This is a genomic window from Pseudomonas putida (genome assembly GCF_028682455.1).
Taxonomy (GTDB): domain Bacteria; phylum Pseudomonadota; class Gammaproteobacteria; order Pseudomonadales; family Pseudomonadaceae; genus Aquipseudomonas; species Aquipseudomonas putida_AA.
In genome coordinates, this window is sequence record NZ_JANHLD010000001.1 from 1015128 (window position 1) to 1035288 (window position 20161).

Below are 20161 nucleotides of genomic sequence, written 5' to 3' on the forward strand. Positions count from 1 at the left end.
CGTCCATGGACCAGCATGAAGTTGTTATCGTCGCCACCGCCCGTACGGCGCTGGCCAAATCCTTTCGCGGCTCGTTCAACGACACCGAGGCGCCGGTACTGGGCGGCCATGTAGTGCGCGCGGTGCTCGACCGCGCCGGAATCGAGGCCGATGCCGTCGAGGACGTGATCATGGGCGCCGCCGTGCAGCAGGGTACCCAGGGCTACAACATCGGTCGCCTGTGTGCCTACACCGCAGGGTTGCCCGACAGCGTGCCGGGCATGGCCCTGGACCGCATGTGCGCCTCGGGTCTGATGAGTATCGGCGTGGCCGCCAAGGGCATCATGGCCGGTGAGATGAACATCGCCATCGGCGGTGGCGTCGAGTCGCTGTCGCTGACCCAGACCAAGCACAAGAACAGCTACCGGGCCCGTTCCGAAGCGGTGCTGGAGGTGATGCCCAGCGCCTATATCCCGATGATCGAGACCGCCGAGATTGTCTCGCGCCGCTACGCCATCAGCCGCGCCGCCCAGGATCAGTACAGCCTGCAGAGCCAGCAGCGCACGGCGGCGGCCCAGCAGGCCGGATTGTTCGATGATGAGATCGTCGGGCTGACCGTCAACAAGCTGCTGCTGGACAAGGAAGGCAAACCCGCCGGGCATGAGTCGATCTGGGTCGACCGCGACGAGTGCAACCGCCCCGGTACCCGGCTTGAAGACCTGACCGCGCTCAAGCCGGTGTGGAAAGACGGCCAGTGGGTCGAGCAGGGCGAATTCGTCACCGCCGGCAACGCCTCGCAGTTCTCCGACGGCGCTGCCGCCAGCCTGCTGATGAGCCGCGCCGAAGCCCGCCGCCGGGGCCTGGCGCCGCTGGGTATCTACCGCGGCATCGCCGTGGCCGGCTGCGCGCCGGAAGAAATGGGCATCGGCCCGGTACTGGCGGTGCCCAAGCTGCTCAAGCGCTTTGGCCTGAGCGTGGCTGACATCGGCCTGTGGGAAATCAACGAGGCATTTGCCTGCCAGGTGCTGCATTGCCGTGATGCCCTGGGCATCCCGGCGGAGCGTTTGAACGTCAATGGCGGGGCCATTGCCATCGGCCATCCATTCGGTATGTCGGGCGCGCGCATGGTCGGCCATGCCTTGCTCGAAGGGCGTCGTCGTGGCGCTCGCTATGTGGTGGTAGCCATGTGCATTGGCGGCGGGATGGGCGCCGCAGGGCTGTTCGAGCTGGACTGACTAAGCCATTTGGACGATGTTGGGTATGTGGGGCGAGCTGATGATCCTGTCAACAATAACAACAGGATCGACGCCCCATGTGCCTCCCTTCACGACTCATTTCCCGGAGCCCGGTATGCGCCAGCTGATCGGATACGCTGTCAGCGGCGTGATCCTGGCCGCCGTGGCTTTCGCTTTTGCCCCACGCAACCCGGCCCCGCTGGCCGCCACCCAGTTGCAGGTCGACCGGGTGCAGGTCAATGCCCTGTTGGTCAACGGCCCGCAGCTGTTGGCCGCGGGCGAGCGCGGTACCTTGCTCAGCAGCCTCGACAGTGGCCGCTCATGGCAGGCCGCGCGGGTCTCGGCCGAGCGTGAGGCGACCCTGACCGGGCTGATCGCCTTGAGCCCCGAGGTGCTGGTGGCGGTCGGTCACGACGGTTGGATCCTGCGCTCGGCCGACAGCGGCAACAGCTGGCAGGAAAGCCGCTACGACGCCGAGCTCGGCGAGCCCTTGCTGGGCGTCTGGAGTGGCGACGGTCAGCAGGTGGTGGCCTACGGCAGCTATGGCAAGTACCTGGAGTCCAGCGATGCCGGCCAGCACTGGCAGGCGCGGGAGTTGCCAGGCGACGGCGCCCACTTCAACGGCATGGACGGCGACCGCCAGGGGCGACGCATGCTGGTGGGCGAGCAGGGCCTGGTGCTGCGCAGCGACGATGGCGGGGCGACCTGGCAGCAGCTGCCGGCGTTCTACAACGGTTCGCTGTTCGGCGTGGTCAGCCTCTCGGCCTCGCATTGGGTCGCCTATGGCATGCGCGGCCAGGTGTTTCGCAGCGAGGACTTCGGCGACAGCTGGCAGCATGTCGCGCTCGACAGTGCTCAGCCGATCTACGGCCATGCGCGCCTGCCGGGTGAAGCCGGGGTGGTATTGGTGGGCGCCGGCAGCCAGCTGGTGCACCTCGATGCCCAGGGGCGCCTGCTCGACAGCACCCGGCGCAGTGGCCTGGGCACCCTGACCTCGGCAGTGGCCCTCAATGCCCGGCACCTGTTGGTGGCCGGTGAACGCGGTGTTTCCCAGGGACCGGACAGCGGCCTTGCCGCCCATGCACAGTGAGCTTCCCATGACTTCGACTACCACCCGGCTGCAGCGCTGCGTGCAGGGCTGCGCCGATCTATTGCTCAATCACCGCCGCGCCTGGCTGGCATTGTTCCTGCTGTTGAGCCTGGGCCTTGGCTACAGCGCCACCCAGGTGCGCCTGGACCCGGGGTTCAACAAGCAGATTCCGGTGCGCCATGAGTACATGCTCAACTTCCTCGACTTCAGCCGGGTGTTCACCGGTGCCAACCGCCTGCTGGTGAACGTGCGCTGGAAAGGCGAGGGCGACATCTACAACCCCGAGTTCCTCGATGTGTTGCAGAAGGTCACCGACGATGTGTTCTTCATCTCCGGGGTCAGCCGCCCCAGCGTGACCTCGCTGTTCACGCCCAACGTGCGTTATGTGGAGATCACCGAGGAAGGCTACGTGGGTGATCTGGTGGTACCGCCGCAGTACGCCGGTACCCCGCAAGACCTGGCCAAGGTGCGCAGCAACGCCGCCCGCGCCGGGCAGGTCGGACGGCTGCTGGCCAATGACCAGCGCTCGGCGCTGGTGCGGGCCGACCTGCAGGACACCGACCCCAAGACCGGCCAGCCGGTGTCGTACGTCGAGATCGCCCAGCGCCTGGAAGATATCCGGGCCCGCTACAACAGCGACACCATCGAAATCAACGTGGTGGGCTTTGCCAAGCTGGTCGGCGATGTGGTCGAGGGCCTGAACACGGTGCTGATGTTCTTCGCCGTGGCCTTTGTGATCACTGCCGCGCTGCTGTGGCTGTACACCCGTTCGCTGGCCCTGACCCTGGTGGCCCTGGTGGTGGCGTTGCTGCCGGTGGTGTGGCTGCTGGGCCTGCTGCCCCTGCTGGGGCTGGGCATCGACCCGATGTCGGTGCTGGTGCCGTTCCTGATTTTTTCCATCGGAGTGTCCCATGCCGTGCAGATGAGCAATGCCTGGCGCCAGGAAGTGCTGGCCGGCTGCGACGCGCGCCGGGCCGCGCACAAGGCGTTTTGCGCGATCTTCATTCCCGGCGCCCTGGCCCTGTTGATGAATGCCCTGGGCTTCGCCGTGATCATGCTGATCGACATTCCCATCGTCCATGAACTGGGCGTGACCGCCTGCATCGGCGTCATGCTGATGATCGTCACCAACAAGATGCTCTTGCCGCTGATCCTGGCCGGCCTGCAACTGGCGCCCGCCAAGCGTACTGCCGATGTGCAGACCCGCCGGCATGCCTTGTGGTGGCGCTTGTCGGCCCTGGCCGAACCGCGTCCGGCGCTGGCGGTGTTCGCGGTCAGCCTGGTGTTGCTGGGCGCCGGCGTGCTCAAGGCGCGCCAGCTCGAAGTGGGCGATATCGGCGTGGGCGCGCCGGAGCTGCGCGCCGACTCGCGCTACAACCAGGACAACCAGCGGATCATCGGCAGCTATTCCATCGGCCTGGATGTGCTGTCGGTGTTCGTGCAGACCAACGCCGGCACCGAGGCCTGCCTCAACCCGCAGGTGATGCGCGCCGTCGAGGCCTTCGACTTCCAGATGCGTGCCGTCGCCGGGGTGCAGTCGGTGCAGAGCGTCGCCGGCATGGGCAAGGAAATGATCGCCGGCAACAACGAGGGCAACCCGCGCTGGTCGGCCATTCCGGGGTCGTCACGGGGCCTGCAGCAAGGCTCGCTGGCTTATTCGCCCGACTCGGGGCTGGTGACCGAAGGCTGCCAGCGCATGCAGATCCTGGTATTTCTCAACGATCACGAAGGGGCGACGGTGTTCCATGTGGTCAACGAGGCCAAACGCATCATTGCCGGGATCAAGGCACCGCAGGTGACGTTCAAGCTGGCCGGCGGCAACGTCGGGGTGATGGCGGCCTCCAACGAGGCGGTCAAGCATGCCGAGGTGATCATGCTGGCGGCGCTGTTCTGTTCGGTGGCGTTGTTCTGCCTGCTGACCTTCCGCTCGCTGCGGGCGGTGTTGTGCATCCTGGTGCCGCTGGGGGTGGTGGCGATTCTGTGCAATGCGCTGATGGCCATGCTAGGCATCGGCCTGAAGGTCGCCACCTTGCCGGTCATGGCCCTGGGCGTGGGGGTGGGGGTGGACTACGGCATCTACCTGTACGAGCGCATCCAGCATGAGATGGCCGAGGGCGCCGGTCTGCGCGAGGCGTTCTACCGGGCCATGTGCCAACGGGGCACGGCGGCGGTGTTCACGGCCCTGACCATGGCCATCGGCGTCGGTACCTGGGCCTTTGCACCGCTCAAGCTGCAGGCCGACATGGGCATTCTTTTGGCCTTCATGTTCCTGGTCAACGTACTCGGTGCGATATTCCTGCTGCCGGCCCTGGCCGCCTGGTTCAACCAGGGCCGGCCACTGGTTGGTAGGAGCGGGCTTGCCCCGCTATACGATCAGACCGTCACCGCGCATCGCGGGGCAAGCCCGCTCCAACAAAAATAATCACGGGGGGTTCCTATGCAGAATTCGCAGGTGCTGGCGCAGATGGGGCTGGATCTGGAGAGCTACGAGCAGTTGATTGGCGAGCTGTACGACGGCGCCCTGGATACCCGCCGGGTAGCCGAGTCGCTACGCAAGCTGCAGCTGCTGTTCCAGGCCAATATCGTCACATTGATACTGCGCGCGGTCGATGAACCCTACCTGTCGCCGATGCTGGCGGTGGGGGAGGTCAGCGGCGCCGGGGAGATTCAGCACTACGCCTATTACAGCAAGTCGACACCCTTCAACAGCCTGCCGCTGGACCAGGTGTTCACCATCGACGACCTGATGACCGAGGCCGAGTGGCTGGGCTCTTCGTTCTACCTGTTGTACTGCCAGCCCTATGGCTGCTTCCAGATGCTCGGCGCCGATATCAGCATGCCCGACGGCGGCAAGCTGCGCATACGCATCAACCGCCGCCGCGACCAGCCCAGGTTCAACGACTGCGAGCGGGCATTGTGTGCCATGTTGCTGCCGCACCTGCGCCGGGCCCTGCACTTGCACGCGCAACTGGACCGCAGCGAGTCGCTGGGCAGTCTGTATTTCCAGGCCATCAGTCGCTTGTCGGTGGCCACCATCGTGCTCGATGAAAGCGGCAGTGTGCTGCAGCTCAACCCGGTGGCCCGCGACATCCTCGACAGCAACGACGGCCTGAAACTGGTGGGCGGGCGCCTGGAGGCCACCTATCCCAGTGACAACCGCGAGCTCACGCGCCTGGTGCGCGACGCCTTCCAGCGTGCGCGTCAAGGCGATGTCGGCCATTGCAATGCCGCTGCCTTGTCGATTTCGCGACCGTCAGGCCAGGTCAACCTGGGCGTGGTGGTGGAGCTGATCCCGTCCCAGGAGTGGGTCGAGGGCAAGGGTCAGCCGACCGTGGTGGTGTACGTGCGCGATGCGGTGGGCAAGTCGCTGGTCAGCAACCTGGCCACCGCGCAGCTGTACAACCTGACCCCGGCGGAAACCGGCCTGGCCATGGAGCTTGCCAACGGCCTGTCGCTGGAGGAGGCCTCCGAGGTGTTGAACATTCGCCGCAACACGGCCCGTGCGCATTTGCGCTCGATCTTCTCAAGACCGGGGTGCGGCGCCAGACGGAGCTGGTGCGCATTCTGCTCAACAGCGTGGTGGCCCTGGGGCCGCCCGGGGCCTTGCCGCCGGTGGTCAAGGCGGTCGGGTAAAAATGCGTTAGTCCGAGCAGACGATGTGGGGCTTTGAGCCACTGCCAATACTGGGTCACCGCTACCGGAAAACCACGGAGAACAACAATGACCGAGCGTAATCCACCCCACCTCAAGGCCCACGGCAGCCGCCATCATTGGCTGCTGGCCGTATTGCTGGGCACAGCCTGTGCGGGCTCCGTACAAGCCGCCCCGGAAGATGCGGCGCGCCTGGGCAGCGAGCTGACCTGCATTGGCGCCGATAAAAGCGGCAACGCCGATGGCAGCATTCCGCCCTACAGCGGCAAGTGGCTGGGGGTGCCGCCACAGGTGCAGTTCCAGGGCACCGGCCATCATCCGGTCGATCCGTATCCGGACGAGAAGCCATTGTTCGTGATCACCTCGGCCAACCTTGCGCAATACGCCGAGTACCTGTCGGACGGCCAGAAGGCCTTGTTCAAGCTCTACCCGCAAACCTACAAGATGCCGGTCTATCCAACCCACCGGGATTTCCGCTTTGCCGACTCGGTGTGCGAGGCAACGCGCGAGAATGCCAGCGTCGCGCGTCTGGTGGACGAAGGCGAAGGGGTCGTGGGCAAGACCGGCGGCACGCCGTTCCCGGTGCCGCGCAATGGCCTTGAGCTGCTCAAGAATGCCTCGACCTTCACCTTGCGGGCCTGGACCGAGGAATATGTCTCCGACAACGCCTATGTGCTCAAGGACGGCAACATCAACTGGGGGCGGGTGCACTCGCGCAACCTGGCGCCGGCGCTGCAGCCGGGCAAGGTCGGCGACACCGTGGGCAACTCCTCGTTCTACCTCAACGAAACCCTGCTGCCCCAGCGTGACAAGGGCGAGATCAACACCGGCACCGAGTTCTGGAACGACAAGACCGAGCCGCGCCAGAGCTGGCGCTACGACCCCGGAACCCGGCGGGTACGCCAGTCGCCGGGCTATGGCTTCGACATGGCCTTCCCCGGCTCCGGGGGCTCGATCACCGTGGACGAGGTGCGCCTGTTCAACGGCTCCGGCCAGCGCTACGACTGGAAGATCGTCGGCAAGCGCGAAATGTTCATCCCCTACAACACCTACCGCCTGCACGCGGCCAACCTCAAGTACGCCGACCTGCTGACCCCGGGGCACATCAACCCCGAGGCCATGCGCTACGAGCGTCATCGGGTCTGGGAACTCGAAGGCACCCTCAAGCCCGGGTATCGCCACCTGTACGGCAAGCGCAAGTTGTACATCGACGAAGACACCTGGTTCCCGATGCTCGCCGACAACTACGACAACCGTGGCGAGCTGTGGCGCACCTCGATGGTCAACTACTTCTACGCCTATGAAACCCAGGTGCCCCAGGCCGGGGTTGGCCTCTACCACGACCTCAACGCGGGCAGCTACCTGGCGTTCAACCTGATCAACGAGCAGCGCAACGGCTACATGCTCAACAAAGGTGGTTTCAGCCCGCGTGACTTCGGCCCCGAGGCTGCGCGCCGGGCAGGGCAGTAGGGCGTCGTTGTCGATCTAGTCCGTTTGAACGATGAGCAGCCCGCAAGGGCTGCTCAATGATGTCGGGTAGGGGATTGCGCCGGCGGCCTGGTCCGGCAAGGCTCGACCCGGGGTTTCCACCAGAGGAAGAACAAGAACATGACGAAACTCGCTGAATTAAGCATCGAAAGCACCCAGCGCACCCACCGCTACGCGCGTGGCTGGCACTGCCTGGGCGATGCTGCCGCCTACCGTGACGGCAAGCTGCACACCCTGAACATCTTCGGCACCCGCCTGGTGGCGTTCGCCAACAGCGAGGGCGCGATCAGCATCCTCGATGCCTACTGCCCGCACATGGGCGCCGACCTTTCCCAGGGCACCATCGAGAACGATACCGTGGTGTGCCCCTTCCACCACTGGAAGTACGACACCACCGGCAAGTGCGTGGAGATCCCGTACTGCAAGCGCATCCCGCCCAAGGCCAAGACCCGCAGCTGGTTGACCTGCGAAGAGAACAACCTGCTGTTCGTGTGGAACAACCCCGAGGGGCGAGCGCCGAAAGAGGGCGTGGTGATCCCGCACCTGGAGGAGATGGACAGCGACGAGTGGATTCATGAGTGGAACATCGACACCATGCTCATCGAAACCAACCCGCGCGAGCTGGTCGACAACCTGGTCGATGCCCAGCATTTCGGTCCGGTGCATGGCACCCCGACCAAGTACTTTGCCAACGTGTTCGAAGGCCATATCGGCCGGCAGATTTTCCACGGCGACTCCGAGCGCCTGGGCGGCGACCTGATCGCGCCGTCGGCCTACTACGGCCCGGCGACGCACTTCACCCACCTGAGCTCGATGTTTGGTGATGTGCGGGTGCATGCGATTCTGCTCAACAGTCACGTGCCGGTGACGCCGGACAGCTTCCAGCTGCGCTTTGGCTGCATGGTCAAGCGCGTGCCGGGCTGGAGCGAGGAGCAGAACCGCGAGGTGGCCCAGGCCTATGTGATGGGTAACCGGGCGTCGTTCTACCAGGACGTGGATATCTGGAAGCACAAGATCCGTATCGACAAGCCGGTGCTGGCCGAGAACGATGGTCCGGTGTACCAGTTGCGCGAGTGGTACCAGCAGTTTTTCACCGATGAGGACCTGGTGCCGGCGAGCATGGCCGAGCGTCGCGAGATTGTGACGGTCGACGAGCGTTGAGTGGCTGTCGGCCCCGGGGCAGCCTGGGGCCGGCGTGTTGCGTTGATCTGGTTGCGGGAGTGCCGATAATGAAAATAAAAAGCCTTCGAGCCTACTGTGTACCGCTGTTGAGTGTTGTGATTGTGGTGTATGCGGCGTTGACGGTGACGCCGGCCAAGGACCGCAGTTGTCCGGCTTGTGTGATGATGCCGAGTTTTCAGGGGTTGCAGACGTTGCGGTAGGGGGCATATCCATTATTTGTGGTGATGTCGAGTCACCTTTGCGCCCCTACGGCGCCTTACTTTTTTTCAGTCGAAAAAAGTAAGCTTGCGCGGTACCTGTGGGAGCGGGCTTGCCCGTGATCGGCCGCAAAGCGGTCGTAATCCAGGCCACACCTTTATTTGGGTTTTAAGGGGTGGTGAGCATATCCATTTGCCAAGGGGATGCCGGTTCACCTTTGCGCCCTTACGGCGCCTTACTTTTTTTCAGTCGAAAAAAAAGTAAGCAAAAAATTCTCGCCCCACCAGGGGCCCTACGCTGCGCTTCGGGTCCCCTCACTGCGGTGTCGCTACGGGGCAATGCGAGCTACGAGTTGCAAGCAACTCTACGCTTCGCATCTTCGGCATTCGCCGAAGGCGCTGCGCGCTAGCCCCTCCACGACACCTCTGTTCGGCCCTTCTGGTTAACGGGGCCTGAAGATCAAGAGCACAAATCGCTGCGCTCTTGCTGGCCTGCGCGGTACCTGTGGGAGCGGGCTTGCCCGCGATCGGCCGCAATGCGGCCGTAATCCAGGCAAAGCAGGGTAAGCAGGCTGTACCTCTTTCTCGGGGCAATTCCGCTCCTACCTGGCGATCAGGCAGTGGTTTCCTGGGCTTGCTCCAGGCCGTCGAGCAAGGCATCGATCAGCGCTCTGGCCATTTCAACTGAATGCTGGGTTGACCACACAAATCCTCGACCCGCTTCGCTGGTGTGCTGCACCGCCTGGCCAACGGTGGTGCTGGCGCATTTGAGGTACAGCAAGGCGTGCACCAGTGCATCTTCGGCACTCACGCCTGCGCGTACGTTGAACAGGGGAGGGTGTTCCGGGCAGCTGTTGACGCTGGTCTCGGTGGTTTGGGTGAGCTGCAATGTGGGGGGATCGGGGACGAGTTTTTTCATGGTCAACTCCAGGTCGTGTTGGAGCTGCCACTGCACCGTCGCCAAACGAATGGGTGGCAGCCATGTGCGGGTTGGCGAACCGGGACGACACTGGAGAAACCCGGCAGGGTCGAAACCCTCCCGCACATAGCCGCCATAAAAAATGGAAGCGTTCTGTCAGTATCATTTTGCCAGGTCGCCAAACCCGATCACCGAGTATTCAGTGACCGAGGGAGCCTAGGGCGAAGTCTTTCCCCCGGCAAGTAACTGAGGTCGACAGGTTGCGTAGGATAGGTCCTAGGACTTGGTGCTGACTAGGGTATGGCTCAGCCACATAGGTAACAAATCAGTTCACGCGCATAGGTAACAGCCGGCAGCTGAGTGGGCTTGGCCCGCGATGAGGTCTTGTGTGTTGATCCATTGTTTGTGGTGATGTCGAGTCACCTTTGCGCCCTTACGGCGCCTTACTTTTTTTCAGTCGAAAAAAAAGTAAGCAAAAAATTCTCGCCCCACCAGGGGCCCTACGCTGCGCTTCGGGTCCCCTCAGTGCGGTGTCGCTACGGGGCAATGCGAGCTACGAGTTGCAAGCAACTCTACGCTTCGCATCTTCGGCATTCGCCGAAGGCGCTGCGCGCTAGCCCCTCCACGACACCTCCGTTCGGCCCTTCTGGTTAACGGGGCCTGAAGATCAAAATCAAAAGCACAATTCGCTGCGCTCTTGCTGGCCTGCGCGGTATCTGTGGGAGCGGGCTTGCCCGCGATTGGCCGCAATGCGGCCGTAATCCAGGCAAAGCAGGGTAAGCAGGCTGTACCGACGCTCCTACCTGGCGATCAGGCAGCCACCACATAGGTAACAATTCAGTTCACGCACATAGGTAACAGCCGGCAGCTGAGTGGGCTTGGCCCGCGATAAGGTCTTGTGTGTTGATCCATTGTTTGTGGTGATGTCGAGTCACCTTTGCGCCCTTGGCGCCTTACTTTTTCAGTCGAAAAAAAAGTAAGCAAAAAATTCTCGCCCCACCAGGGGCCCTACGCTGCGCTTCGGGTCCCCTCAGTGCGGTGTCGCTACGGGGCAATGCGAGCTACGAGTTGCAAGCAACTCTACGCTTCGCATCTTCGGCATTCGCCGAAGGCGCTGCGCGCTAGCCCCTCCACGACACCTCCGTTCGGCCCTTCTGGTTAACGGGGCCTGAAGATCAAAAGCAAGATCAAGATCAAAATCAAAAGCACAATTCGCTGCGCTCTTGCTGGCCTGCGCGGTATCTGTGGGAGCGGGCTTGCCCGCGATCGGCCGCAATGCGGCCGTAATCCAGGCAAAGCAGGGTAAGCAGGCCGTACCTCTTTCACGGGGCAATTCCGCTCTTACCTGGCGATCAGGCAGTGGCTGCCTGGCGAACCGGTAAGTTAGGAATCCGGCAGGGCCAAAGCCCTCCCGCTCACAGCCACCACAGAGGTAACAGTCGGTAGCTGTAGGAGCGGGCATCCGCGACAGGCCGGTACAGCCTGTAGATCCGGTGTTGCCGTGTTACGACTGCTTCGTGGTCGATCGCGGGTGAATCCGTTCCCACAGGTCCTTTGAAGCCGACTCCGGTCAAATGCTCAGTATCTCGCCCACCAACCACTCCAGTGCCCGCTCGCGCCCGCGCTGGGCCAGGTACACCAGGTCCACGTCGAAGGCCTCCAGGGCAAACGGCAGGTCGAACAGTTGCAGCGGCATCAGTGCCGCGAAGTGGCGTGCCACTTGGGTGGGCAATACGACGCACAGGTCGGTCGCCGCCACCAGGTGCGCGGCCTGCAGGTAGTTGGGGGTGGTGTAGACGATCTGCCGGGCCAGCCCTTGTTCTCCCAGCCACTGGTCCACCATGCCGCGTGTCTGGCCGCCATACACCCACAGGTGGCGCAAGCCCAGGAAGGTGTCCAGGTCCAGTCTGCCCTGCACCTGCGGATGGTCGCGCCGCACGGCGATCTGCAAGGTCTCGCTGCGCCAGTGATGACGCGCAAAGCGCGCCGGGACTTCGTCGAAGCGGCCCAGTACCAGGTCGAGGCTGCCACGGTCCAGGGCATCCACCGGCAGGCTCGGCGCCAGTGTTGCCACGTCCAGGCGCAGGTTCGGCGCGCAGTCCTGCAGGCGCACCAGCAGGGTCGGCATGCACAGCTGTTCGACAAAGTCGGTCATGGCCAGGCGAAAGTGCTGGCGGCTGTGCAACGGGTCGAAGCTGTCGCCCACGCTGAGGGTCTGTTCGATCTGCAGCAAGGCGGCACGAATGGGGCCTTCCAGCGCCAGGGCCCGGGGCGTGGGCTGCATGCGCCGGCCGACGCGTACCAGCAACGGGTCGTCGAGCAGTTCGCGCAGGCGCGCCAGGGCGTTGCTGACGGTGGGCTGGCTGAGGGCCAGGCGTTCGGCGGCGCGCGAGACGTTCTGCTCGCGCAGGAGCACGTCGAGGATGCGCAGCAGGTTGAGGTCGAAGTTGGATATATTCATCTAACCAATATCAGGCATATGAAAATGAAATTTCTCAAATAGTAGGCAGCTGCTTAGGGTGTCGGCAATCCTTCATGACGATTTGGGAGTGCCAGGTGTGAGTAACGGATTCGATGTGCAACAGGCAGCAGTGGTAGGCGCCGGTACCATGGGCCGGGGTATTGTCATCAGCCTGGCCAGTGCCGGTATTCCGGTGTTGTGGCTCGACAGCAATGCGCAGATGGTCACCGCCGGCCTCAAGGTGGCCGCCGACACCTGGGCCCAGCAGGTGGTCAAGGGGCGTATCAGCGAAGCCCAGGCCGAGCAGAACCTGGCCCGTGTGCAAGCGGTGGACAGCTACGCGGCGCTGGCCGATGTCGACCTGGTGATCGAGGCGGTGTACGAGAACCTCGAGCTCAAGCAGGAAATCTTCCGCACCCTGGACACCACCCTCAAGCCCGGCGCGATCCTGGCCAGCAATACCTCGGCCCTGGATGTCGATGCCATTGCCGCCGTTACCCGGCGCCCGGAGCAGGTGCTGGGCCTGCATTTCTTCAGCCCGGCGCACATCATGAAGCTGCTTGAAATCGTTCGCGGTGCGCAGACCGCGCCTGCCGTGCTGGAGGCTGCGCTTGTTCTGGGCCAACGCCTGGGCAAGGTGGCGGTGGTGTCCGGCAACTGCCGCGGTTTTATCGGCAACCGCATGCTCAAGACCTACGCCGACGAGGCCCGCAAGATGCTGCTCGAAGGGGCCTTGCCCCATCAGGTGGACGGCGCGCTGCAGGCCTTCGGCTTTGCCATGGGGCCGTTTCGCATGTACGACGTGGTCGGCATCGACCTGGAATGGCGGGCTCGGCAGTTGGCCGGGCAAGGCATGGACAGCCCGCTGGTGCAGGTGGACAACGCCCTCTGCGACCTGGGCCGCTTCGGCCAGAAATCCGCGCGCGGCTATTACCGCTATGCCCAAGGCAGCCGCGAAGCCGGGCACGACGCCGAGGTCGATGCGCTGGTAGAGGAGGTCGCCAAAGGCCTGGGCTATCGCCGCCATGCCATCAGCGACCAGGAAGTCGTCGAGCGTTGCCTGCTGGCCCTGGTCAACGAGGGCGCAAAAATCCTTCAGGAAAACATCGCCGCCAACGCCCATGACGTCGACCTGGTCTACCTCAACGGCTATGGCTTCCCAGCCGCGGTGGGCGGGCCGATGAGCTGGGCCGACGGCCAGGGCCTGGCATCGATCCAGGAACGCCTGGAACGCTTGCAGCGCATGCTCGGCGAGCATTGGAAACCCGCCGCCCTGATCACCCGGCTTGTGGCTGCGGGCAAGAGCTTTGCCGACGTGCAGGAGGGCCGGGTATGAGCTATCAGGCACCGCTGCGCGACATGCGATTCGTGCTGCATGAGCTGTTCGATGTGCAGGGGCACTGCGAGCAACTGGGCAATGGCCTGGACCGCGAGACCATTGACGGCGTGCTGGAAGAGGCCGCGCGCTTCGCTGCCGAGGTGGTGGCGCCGCTCAATCGCAACAGCGACGAGCAGGGCTGCCGGTTGCAGGACGGCAAGGTGACCACCCCGGACGGCTTTGGCCAGGCGTATCGGCTGTATGTAGAGCAGGGCTGGGCGAGCATGACCGGGCCGCTGGATTTCGGTGGCCAGGGCTTCCCGCAGATGGTCTCGGCCAGTTTCCACGAGATGCTGATGGGCGCGTCGCTGGCGTTCCGGGCGTATTCCGGGTTGACCGAGGGCACGGTGCTGGCGCTGGACCGGCATGGCAGCCCTGAACTCAAGCAGGCCTACCTGTCACGCCTGGTCAGCGGCGAGTGGACCGGAACCATGTGCCTGACCGAGCCCCAGGCCGGTACCGATCTGGCCCTGCTGCGCACCCGCGCCCAGCCCCAGGCCGATGGCAGCTACCGGCTGCACGGCAGCAAGATTTTCATCACTGGCGGCGAGCAGGACCTGAGCGCCAATATCATTCACCTGGTGCTTGCCCGGTTGCCCGATGCGCCGCCAGGGGTCAAGGGCATCAGCCTGTTCCTGGTGCCCAGGCACCTGCTGGCGGCCGACGGCACGCCGGGTGAGCGCAATGCCCTGGGATGCGGCGCCCTGGAGCACAAGATGGGCCTCAAGGGTGCGTCCACCTGCGTGATGAATTTTGACGGCGCCACCGGCTGGCTGGTGGGCGAACCCAACCAGGGGCTGGCCTGCATGTTCACCATGATGAACGACGCGCGCTTCCAGGTCGGGTTGCAGGGCCTGGGGATTGCCGAGGCGGCGTTCCAGGGTGGCCTGGCCTATGCCCGCGAGCGTTTGCAGTCGCGCGGCCTGGCGGGAGCGGTGGCACCGGATAAACCGGCCGACCCGATCATCGTCCACCCGGATGTGCGGCGCATGCTGCTGACCCAGAAGACCCTCAGCGAAGGTTGCCGCATGCTCGGCGCCTACACCGCTCGCCAGCTCGACCTCGAGCACGGCGCCAGTGAGCCTGCGGGGCGCAAGGCCGCCTCGAAGCGCGCTGCGTTGCTGATTCCCATCGTCAAGGCGTTCTTCACCGATGTCGGCCAGGAGGTCGCAAGCCTCGGCGTACAAATTTACGGTGGCCACGGTTTCATTCGCGAGTGGGGCATGGAGCAACTGATGCGCGACAGCCGCATCACCCAGTTGTACGAGGGCACCAACGGTATCCAGGCGCTGGACCTGATCCGGCGCAAGGTGCTGGGCGATGGCGCTGCCGAGCTTCACGGCATGATCGAGGAGCTGGCCGCCCAGGTCGAACAGGCGCAGCAGGACCCGGCGCTGGCGGCGCTGGCGGACAAGGTCGGCGGGTACCTGGAGCAGTGGCGGGCGCTGGCCGCTTCGGTATTGACCGCGTGCGCACGCGACCCACAGGAAATCGGCGCGGTGTCGGTGGATTTCCTCGCGTACTCGGCCTACGTGCTGTTGGCGGCGTTGTGGCTGCAAGCGGCGATCAAGGCCCGTGCCGCACTGGTTGCCGGCAGTGACGAGGCGGCGTTCTACCAGGCCAAGCTGCAGTCGGCGGACTTCTACCTGGGCCGGGTGTTGCCACGGGCCGGTGCCCATCGCGAGGCGCTGCTTGCCGGTGCCGATTGCCTGATGGCCATGGCGCAGGCGGATTTCGCCTTTTGATGCAGCCCTGCGGACCATCACAACAACAATGAGGAACGCCGCATGCAGTCATTCAGTTTTGCCACTACCGCGCAGATCCTCTGTGAGGCTGGTGGTGCATCGCGCCTGGCCAGCCTGTGCCGGGAACGCGGCGCACGCTCGGTATTGATCGTCACCGACCCGGGCATTGTCCGCCTGGGGCTGCTGGAGCCGCTGCTACCGGGCTTTGCCGGGCAGGGGCTGATGGTGCAGGTGTTCGACCAGGTGCGGGCCGATCCCCCTCAGGCTTGTGTACTGGAGGTGGTGCAGCAGGCCCGGTCCATGCAGGCCGAGCTGATCGTCGGCTTCGGTGGCGGCAGCTCCATGGACGTTGCCAAGCTGGTGGCCTTGCTGGCGCATCCGGAGTGCCAACAGCCCATTGAAGCCCTCTACGGTGTCGATCAGGCGCGCGGTCGGCGCCTGCCGCTGATCCAGGTACCGACCACCGCCGGTACCGGCTCGGAGGTCACGCCGATTGCCATTGTCACCACTGGCGAGCACACCAAGATGGGCGTGGTGTCGCCGCTGTTGCTGCCCGACCTTGCCCTGCTCGATGCAGACCTGACCCTCGGCCTGCCACCGGCGGTCACCGCGGCCACCGGTATCGACGCCATGGTCCATGCCATCGAGGCCTTCACCAGCAAGCTCAAGCGCAATCCGCTGTCCAGCCTGCTGGCCCGTGAGGCGCTGCGGCTGCTTTGCGGCAATCTCCACCAGGCCGTGCACGATGGCACCAACCGTGAGGCCCGCCAGGCCATGCTGCTGGGGGCGTGCCTGGCCGGCCAGGCGTTCGCCAATGCGCCGGTGGCTGCGGTGCATGCCCTGGCGTATCCGCTGGGTGGGCATTTTCATATCCCCCATGGGTTGTCCAATGCCCTGGTGCTGCCTCATGTGCTGCGTTTTAACGCCGAGGCTGCGGCACCCTTGTATGCCGAGCTGGCTCCGTTGCTGCTGGGCGAGCGATTGCGGCCAGGGAATGCGCACAGCCTGACCGGGCAGTTCGTCGATGAGTTGGCCGCGCTCGGTCCGCGCTGTGGCCTGCCCAGCCGCCTGCGTGATGCCGGCGTGCCGCAGGACTGCCTGGAGCAGTTGGCGTGCGATGCCATGCAACAGCAGCGCCTGCTGGTCAACAACCCGCGTGAGGTCAGCCAGGCCGATGCCTTGGCGATCTACCGCGCGGCCTATTGAGAGGCCCCTGTGATGAGCCCACCGCTGCGCGATGCGTTTACCCATTTCCAGCCGATCACCACGCGCTGGCACGACAACGATGTTTATGGCCACGTCAACAACGTCGTCTACTACAGCTTTTTCGACAGCGCGGTGAACACCTACCTGATCGATGGCGGTGGTCTGGATATTCACCAGGGCGAGGTGATCGCCTATGTGGTCAATTCCAGTTGCGACTACTTCGCCGCCATCGCCTTTCCCGAATCTATCGAGGTAGGTGTGGCGGTGAGCAAGCTGGGCAACAGCTCGGTGCATTACGCACTGGGCATTTTCAAGGCCGGGGAGCGCCAGGCGTGCGCGGCGGGGCGGTTTGTCCACGTCTTCGTCGAGCGCGCCAGCAATCGCCCGGTGCCTGTTCCTGAACCTGTGCGGGCGGCATTGGGCCGCTTGCTGTGTGACTGACCCTGGAGTGCTTTGCCATGCAAGATGCCGTGATTGTCTCGACCGCCCGCACGCCGATCGCCAAGGCCTTTCGCGGGGCTTTCAACGACTTCAAGTCGCCCTCGATGAGCGCCGTGGCCATTCGTGCCGCCGTGGAGCGGGTAGCGATCGAGCCGGGGCAGATCGACGACCTGGTGATGGGCACCGCGATGCAAGGCGGTACGGCGTCGACCAACCTTGGGCGCCTGTCGGCGCTGGCGGCTGGCTTGCCGCTGTCGGTCAGCGGCCAGACCATCGACCGCCAGTGCGCCTCGGGCCTGATGGCCATCGCCATCGCCGCCAAGCAGATCATGATCGACGGCATGCACGTTGCGGTGGGTGCCGGCCAGGAGCAGATCAGCCTGGTACAGAACGCGCACATGAAAGCGGCGAGCGCCGAGATGGACGATACCGTCCTGCGCATGGCCGAGCATGCCTACATGCCGATGCTGCAGACCGCCGAGCTCGTCGCCAAGCGCTACGGCATCAGCCGCGAGGACCAGGACGCCTACAGCCTGCAGTCCCAGCAGCGCACCGCCGCGGCGCAGGCAGCCGGGTGGTTCGCCGAGGAGATCGTGCCGGTGACGGTGCGCAAGAAAATCGTCGACAAGGTCAGCGGTGCGATCAGCCATGAAGAAGTGCACCTGACCCGCGATGAAGGCAACCGGCCGCAGACCACCCTGGCCGACCTGCAGGCCTTGGCACCGGTGCTCGAAGGGGGCTGTATCACCGCCGGCAACGCCAGCCAGCTGTCTGACGGCGCCAGTGCCAGCGTGCTGATGAGCGGCAGCCTGGCCGCGCAACTGGGCATCCAGCCGCTGGGCCTGTACCGCGGTATAACCGTGGCGGGCCTGGCACCGGAGGAGATGGGCATCGGCCCGGTATTGGCGATTCCCAAGCTGTTGCGTCAGCACGGCCTGACGGTGGATGACATCGGCCTGTGGGAAATCAACGAAGCCTTCGCCTGCCAGGTGCTGTATTGCGCGCAGACCCTGGGCATCGATATGGCCCGGCTCAATGTCAACGGCGGCGCTATCGCCATCGGCCACCCCTACGGCATGAGCGGGGCGCGCATGGTCGGCCACGCCTTGCTCGAAGGCCGGCGCCGTGGCGTGAAGTACGTGGTGGTGAGCATGTGCGTGGGCGGCGGCATGGGCGCCGCCGGTCTGTTCGAAGTGCTCTGAGACCGGTCAGCGCGTCCGGTAGGTGCCGGGCGCGCAGTCGAACCAGCGCAGGCAGGCGCGGTGAAAGCTCTGCACGTCGCTGTAGCCAAGCTGATCGGCGATCTGCACCAGCTCCAGCTCACTGCCACGCAGCAAGTCTTCGGCACGGTAGCGCCGGTATTCGTCCAGTAACTCGCTGAAACTCCAGCCCAGCGCCTTCAGGCGCCGGGCTGCAGTGCGTTCCAACAGGTGCTGGCGCTGGCAGAAGTGCAGCCAGCGTTCGCTGTCGGCCAGGTGCACGGCAAGGTGATCGCTGGCCAGCTCCAGCAAGGTCGGGCGGCTGTTGTGCTGGGTTTGTTGCACCAGCGCCACCAGCATCTGCTCCAGTGCCTGGTTGCCCGGCGTCAAGGGTTGGCTGAACAGTCGCGGATCGAGCTCGATGCCGTGTTCGCCATGGCCCCAACTGACCGGTGCGCGCCAGGCCTGCGGGTGCGCGGCGGTATTGGCCGGGGCCGGGTGGGCCAGGCTGATGGCGAGAATCGGGTCCTGCTCGACGCCACTGGCCAACAGCTTGCGGCGCAGCATGCTGAGCAGGCTGGTGAGGATGTAGTCGGTGATCGGCGCACTGGCCTTGAGGCTGCCGCAATCGTTCAGGCGCAGGGTGATGCGCTGCTCGCTGCGTTCGATGCAGGCGCGAAAGTGGCCGTTGAAGAACGGGAAGTACTCGACGAAGTAGTGGCAGGCACTCTCCAGCGAGGCGGCCACATCGAACAGGTAGGTCAGGCCGTTGGTGGTGGTGGAGACAAAACGCCGTCCGGCCGCCAGGCCTATCAGCGGGTCACCGGTATACGCCAGGGCAAGGCTCCAGAAGCGCCGCGACATCACCAGCGGTACCCGCAGGAACGGCGTGCGCAATTCGAACAGGCTGCGGCGAAACACCGCTTCGATCGATGCCAGGTCGACGCCGCGGGCCTGCAGCTCTTCGATGGCCGGCAGCAGGGTGGGGGCATAAAAAGCGTTGGCCGGGGTAGCGGGGAGTCGGGTCATGGATTGCTCGCCAGCAGGTGCTGATCCACTCGCAGGATCGTGTCGATCATAGCCTGCGCCGCCGGCGTCAGGGAGTCGCCGGCGCGGCTGACGATGCCAAAGCGCAGCAGCAGATCGTCCTCGCGGGCTTCCATGTCGACAGAGCTCATGTCGACAAAGCTCAGCACGCGGATTTCGCCGGCGGCTACCCACTCGGTCAGGGACTCTTCGGTGGCCAGGCCAATGGTGTCGGAACGCGAAACCACCCGGCGGATGGCATCGAACTGGGCACACTCCACCCGGATGAGGAAGTCATCGACACCCTGGGCGCGGGCGAGGATCTTGCGGATCATCGGCGGGATGCGCGTGCCGGCGACGGGGTAGTCGAGCAGGGCACTGAGCTTGAGGGGACCGAGGTCTGCCAGGGGATGCCCGGTACGGCAGAAGAATCGACCGCGCCGACGGCGCAGCAGGTGTACCTGGTAGCGCGGGTCGTCGACGAAGTAGCGCGAGTCGGCGACGAAGAATTCGATCTGCTGTTCCTTGAGCCACATGCCCAGCTGCTCCCAGTCGGCCATGTGGAAGCGCGTGCGGATCAAAGGGTGGTCGTTGATGAACTGCGCCAAGGCTTCGGGCACCAGCAACTGGGCCGGGTAGGGGCCGCTGCCAAAGCTCAGTTCCCCCCCTTCGAGGCCGTTGTACTGCATCAATTCGCTCTGCAGGGTCTGGCTGCCGGCCAGCAGGCGCCGGGCGTGTTGCAGCACCAATTGGCCCTGGCCGGTCAGGCGGAACTCGCGGCTGCCGCGCTCGACCAGGGCGCAATCCAGGTCGCGTTCCAGGGTCTGGATGCTGCGGCTGAAGGCCGGCTGGCTGAGGTTGACGGCATCGGCGGCGCGCACGAAACCACGGTAGTCGGCCAGGGCCACGAAGTGGCGCAGTTGTCGAAGGTCCATCATGCACCCTTTGCATGTTGCAGATACTT

The 20161-nt window shown here is 64.6% G+C and carries 14 protein-coding genes and 1 pseudogene; 11 read left to right on the top strand and 4 right to left on the bottom strand.

Features of this window, described 5'->3' with window-relative positions; all coding sequences use genetic code 11:
* Positions 1-5: 5 nt before the first annotated feature.
* From NPS58_RS05050 to NPS58_RS05075, 6 genes and pseudogenes are all read left to right on the top strand, one after another.
* The gene (locus tag NPS58_RS05050; protein ID WP_274114090.1) at positions 6-1214 is read left to right on the top strand and encodes an acetyl-CoA C-acyltransferase; all 1209 of its coding nucleotides are present in this window, start codon (positions 6-8) and stop codon (positions 1212-1214) included.
* A 115-nt stretch (positions 1215-1329) separates the two neighbouring features.
* Positions 1330-2304 (top strand): WD40/YVTN/BNR-like repeat-containing protein, encoded by a 975-nt coding sequence (locus NPS58_RS05055; RefSeq protein WP_274114092.1) that lies wholly within the window; start codon positions 1330-1332, stop codon positions 2302-2304.
* Between the two features lie 7 nt (positions 2305-2311).
* Positions 2312-4726, top strand: coding sequence for an efflux RND transporter permease subunit (locus NPS58_RS05060; RefSeq protein WP_274114094.1), 2415 nt, complete (start codon positions 2312-2314; stop codon positions 4724-4726).
* Between the two features lie 15 nt (positions 4727-4741).
* Positions 4742-5937: pseudogene (locus tag NPS58_RS05065) on the top strand (helix-turn-helix transcriptional regulator).
* A gap of 87 nt (positions 5938-6024) precedes the next feature.
* Positions 6025-7425 (top strand): DUF1329 domain-containing protein, encoded by a 1401-nt coding sequence (locus NPS58_RS05070; RefSeq protein ID WP_274114096.1) that lies wholly within the window; start codon positions 6025-6027, stop codon positions 7423-7425.
* 138 nt (positions 7426-7563) lie between these two features.
* Positions 7564-8604 carry a Rieske 2Fe-2S domain-containing protein gene (locus tag NPS58_RS05075; RefSeq protein ID WP_274114098.1) on the top strand — a complete coding sequence of 347 codons (1041 nt, stop codon included), beginning with the start codon at positions 7564-7566 and terminating at the stop codon, positions 8602-8604.
* A gap of 831 nt (positions 8605-9435) precedes the next feature.
* Here the strand turns inward: NPS58_RS05075 and NPS58_RS05080 are convergent.
* Together NPS58_RS05080 and NPS58_RS05085 are read right to left on the bottom strand one after the other, a co-directional pair.
* Positions 9436-9741: a DUF6124 family protein gene (locus NPS58_RS05080; RefSeq protein ID WP_274114100.1), complete on the bottom strand. Its 306-nt coding sequence runs from the start codon at positions 9739-9741 to the stop codon at positions 9436-9438.
* 1570 nt (positions 9742-11311) lie between these two features.
* On the bottom strand, positions 11312-12202 hold the full coding sequence (locus NPS58_RS05085) for a LysR family transcriptional regulator (RefSeq protein WP_274114102.1): 891 nt from the start codon (positions 12200-12202) through the stop codon (positions 11312-11314).
* 148 nt (positions 12203-12350) lie between these two features.
* Here NPS58_RS05085 and NPS58_RS05090 point away from each other — a divergent pair, with 148 nt between their 5' ends.
* From NPS58_RS05090 to NPS58_RS05110, 5 genes are read left to right on the top strand one after another with little or no spacing between them, the layout of a single operon-like run.
* On the top strand, positions 12351-13538 hold the full coding sequence (locus NPS58_RS05090) for a 3-hydroxyacyl-CoA dehydrogenase NAD-binding domain-containing protein (RefSeq protein WP_425313052.1): 1188 nt from the start codon (positions 12351-12353) through the stop codon (positions 13536-13538).
* Positions 13535-15325 carry an acyl-CoA dehydrogenase C-terminal domain-containing protein gene (locus tag NPS58_RS05095; RefSeq protein ID WP_274114106.1) on the top strand — a complete coding sequence of 597 codons (1791 nt, stop codon included), beginning with the start codon at positions 13535-13537 and terminating at the stop codon, positions 15323-15325. Before NPS58_RS05090 ends, NPS58_RS05095 begins: the two co-directional genes overlap by 4 nt.
* Positions 15326-15367: 42 nt before the next feature.
* Entirely contained in the window at positions 15368-16531 is a 1164-nt protein-coding gene (locus NPS58_RS05100; protein WP_274114108.1) for an iron-containing alcohol dehydrogenase, read from the top strand.
* 12 nt (positions 16532-16543) lie between these two features.
* A complete protein-coding gene (locus NPS58_RS05105; protein WP_274114110.1) occupies positions 16544-16972 on the top strand; it encodes an acyl-CoA thioesterase in 429 nt (142 codons plus the stop codon).
* A gap of 17 nt (positions 16973-16989) precedes the next feature.
* The gene (locus NPS58_RS05110) at positions 16990-18174 is read left to right on the top strand and encodes an acetyl-CoA C-acyltransferase (protein ID WP_274114112.1); all 1185 of its coding nucleotides are present in this window, start codon (positions 16990-16992) and stop codon (positions 18172-18174) included.
* A gap of 6 nt (positions 18175-18180) precedes the next feature.
* Here NPS58_RS05110 and NPS58_RS05115 read toward each other — a convergent pair whose 3' ends face one another.
* Positions 18181-19200, bottom strand: a complete 1020-nt coding sequence (locus NPS58_RS05115; protein ID WP_274114114.1) for an AraC family transcriptional regulator — start codon at positions 19198-19200, stop codon at positions 18181-18183.
* Positions 19197-20132 (bottom strand): LysR family transcriptional regulator, encoded by a 936-nt coding sequence (locus tag NPS58_RS05120; protein ID WP_274114116.1) that lies wholly within the window; start codon positions 20130-20132, stop codon positions 19197-19199. The genes NPS58_RS05115 and NPS58_RS05120 overlap by 4 nt, the downstream gene beginning before the upstream one ends.
* Positions 20133-20161 lie beyond the last annotated feature (29 nt).

Excerpts from the sequence above, each read along its gene's own strand:
- NPS58_RS05060 (WP_274114094.1), top strand. The coding sequence starts at position 2,312 with ATGACTTCGACTACCACCCGGCTGCAGCGCTGCGTGCAGGGCTGCGCC.
- NPS58_RS05050 (WP_274114090.1), top strand. The coding sequence starts at position 6 with ATGGACCAGCATGAAGTTGTTATCGTCGCCACCGCCCGTACGGCGCTG.
- NPS58_RS05085 (WP_274114102.1), bottom strand. The coding sequence starts at position 12,202 with ATGAATATATCCAACTTCGACCTCAACCTGCTGCGCATCCTCGACGTG.
- NPS58_RS05080 (WP_274114100.1), bottom strand. The coding sequence starts at position 9,741 with ATGAAAAAACTCGTCCCCGATCCCCCCACATTGCAGCTCACCCAAACC.
- NPS58_RS05115 (WP_274114114.1), bottom strand. The coding sequence starts at position 19,200 with ATGACCCGACTCCCCGCTACCCCGGCCAACGCTTTTTATGCCCCCACC.
- NPS58_RS05100 (WP_274114108.1), top strand. The coding sequence starts at position 15,368 with ATGCAGTCATTCAGTTTTGCCACTACCGCGCAGATCCTCTGTGAGGCT.
- NPS58_RS05090 (WP_425313052.1), top strand. The coding sequence starts at position 12,351 with ATGGGCCGGGGTATTGTCATCAGCCTGGCCAGTGCCGGTATTCCGGTG.
- NPS58_RS05110 (WP_274114112.1), top strand. The coding sequence starts at position 16,990 with ATGCAAGATGCCGTGATTGTCTCGACCGCCCGCACGCCGATCGCCAAG.
- NPS58_RS05105 (WP_274114110.1), top strand. The coding sequence starts at position 16,544 with ATGAGCCCACCGCTGCGCGATGCGTTTACCCATTTCCAGCCGATCACC.
- NPS58_RS05070 (WP_274114096.1), top strand. The coding sequence starts at position 6,025 with ATGACCGAGCGTAATCCACCCCACCTCAAGGCCCACGGCAGCCGCCAT.
- NPS58_RS05055 (WP_274114092.1), top strand. The coding sequence starts at position 1,330 with ATGCGCCAGCTGATCGGATACGCTGTCAGCGGCGTGATCCTGGCCGCC.
- NPS58_RS05120 (WP_274114116.1), bottom strand. The coding sequence starts at position 20,132 with ATGGACCTTCGACAACTGCGCCACTTCGTGGCCCTGGCCGACTACCGT.
- NPS58_RS05075 (WP_274114098.1), top strand. The coding sequence starts at position 7,564 with ATGACGAAACTCGCTGAATTAAGCATCGAAAGCACCCAGCGCACCCAC.
- NPS58_RS05095 (WP_274114106.1), top strand. The coding sequence starts at position 13,535 with ATGAGCTATCAGGCACCGCTGCGCGACATGCGATTCGTGCTGCATGAG.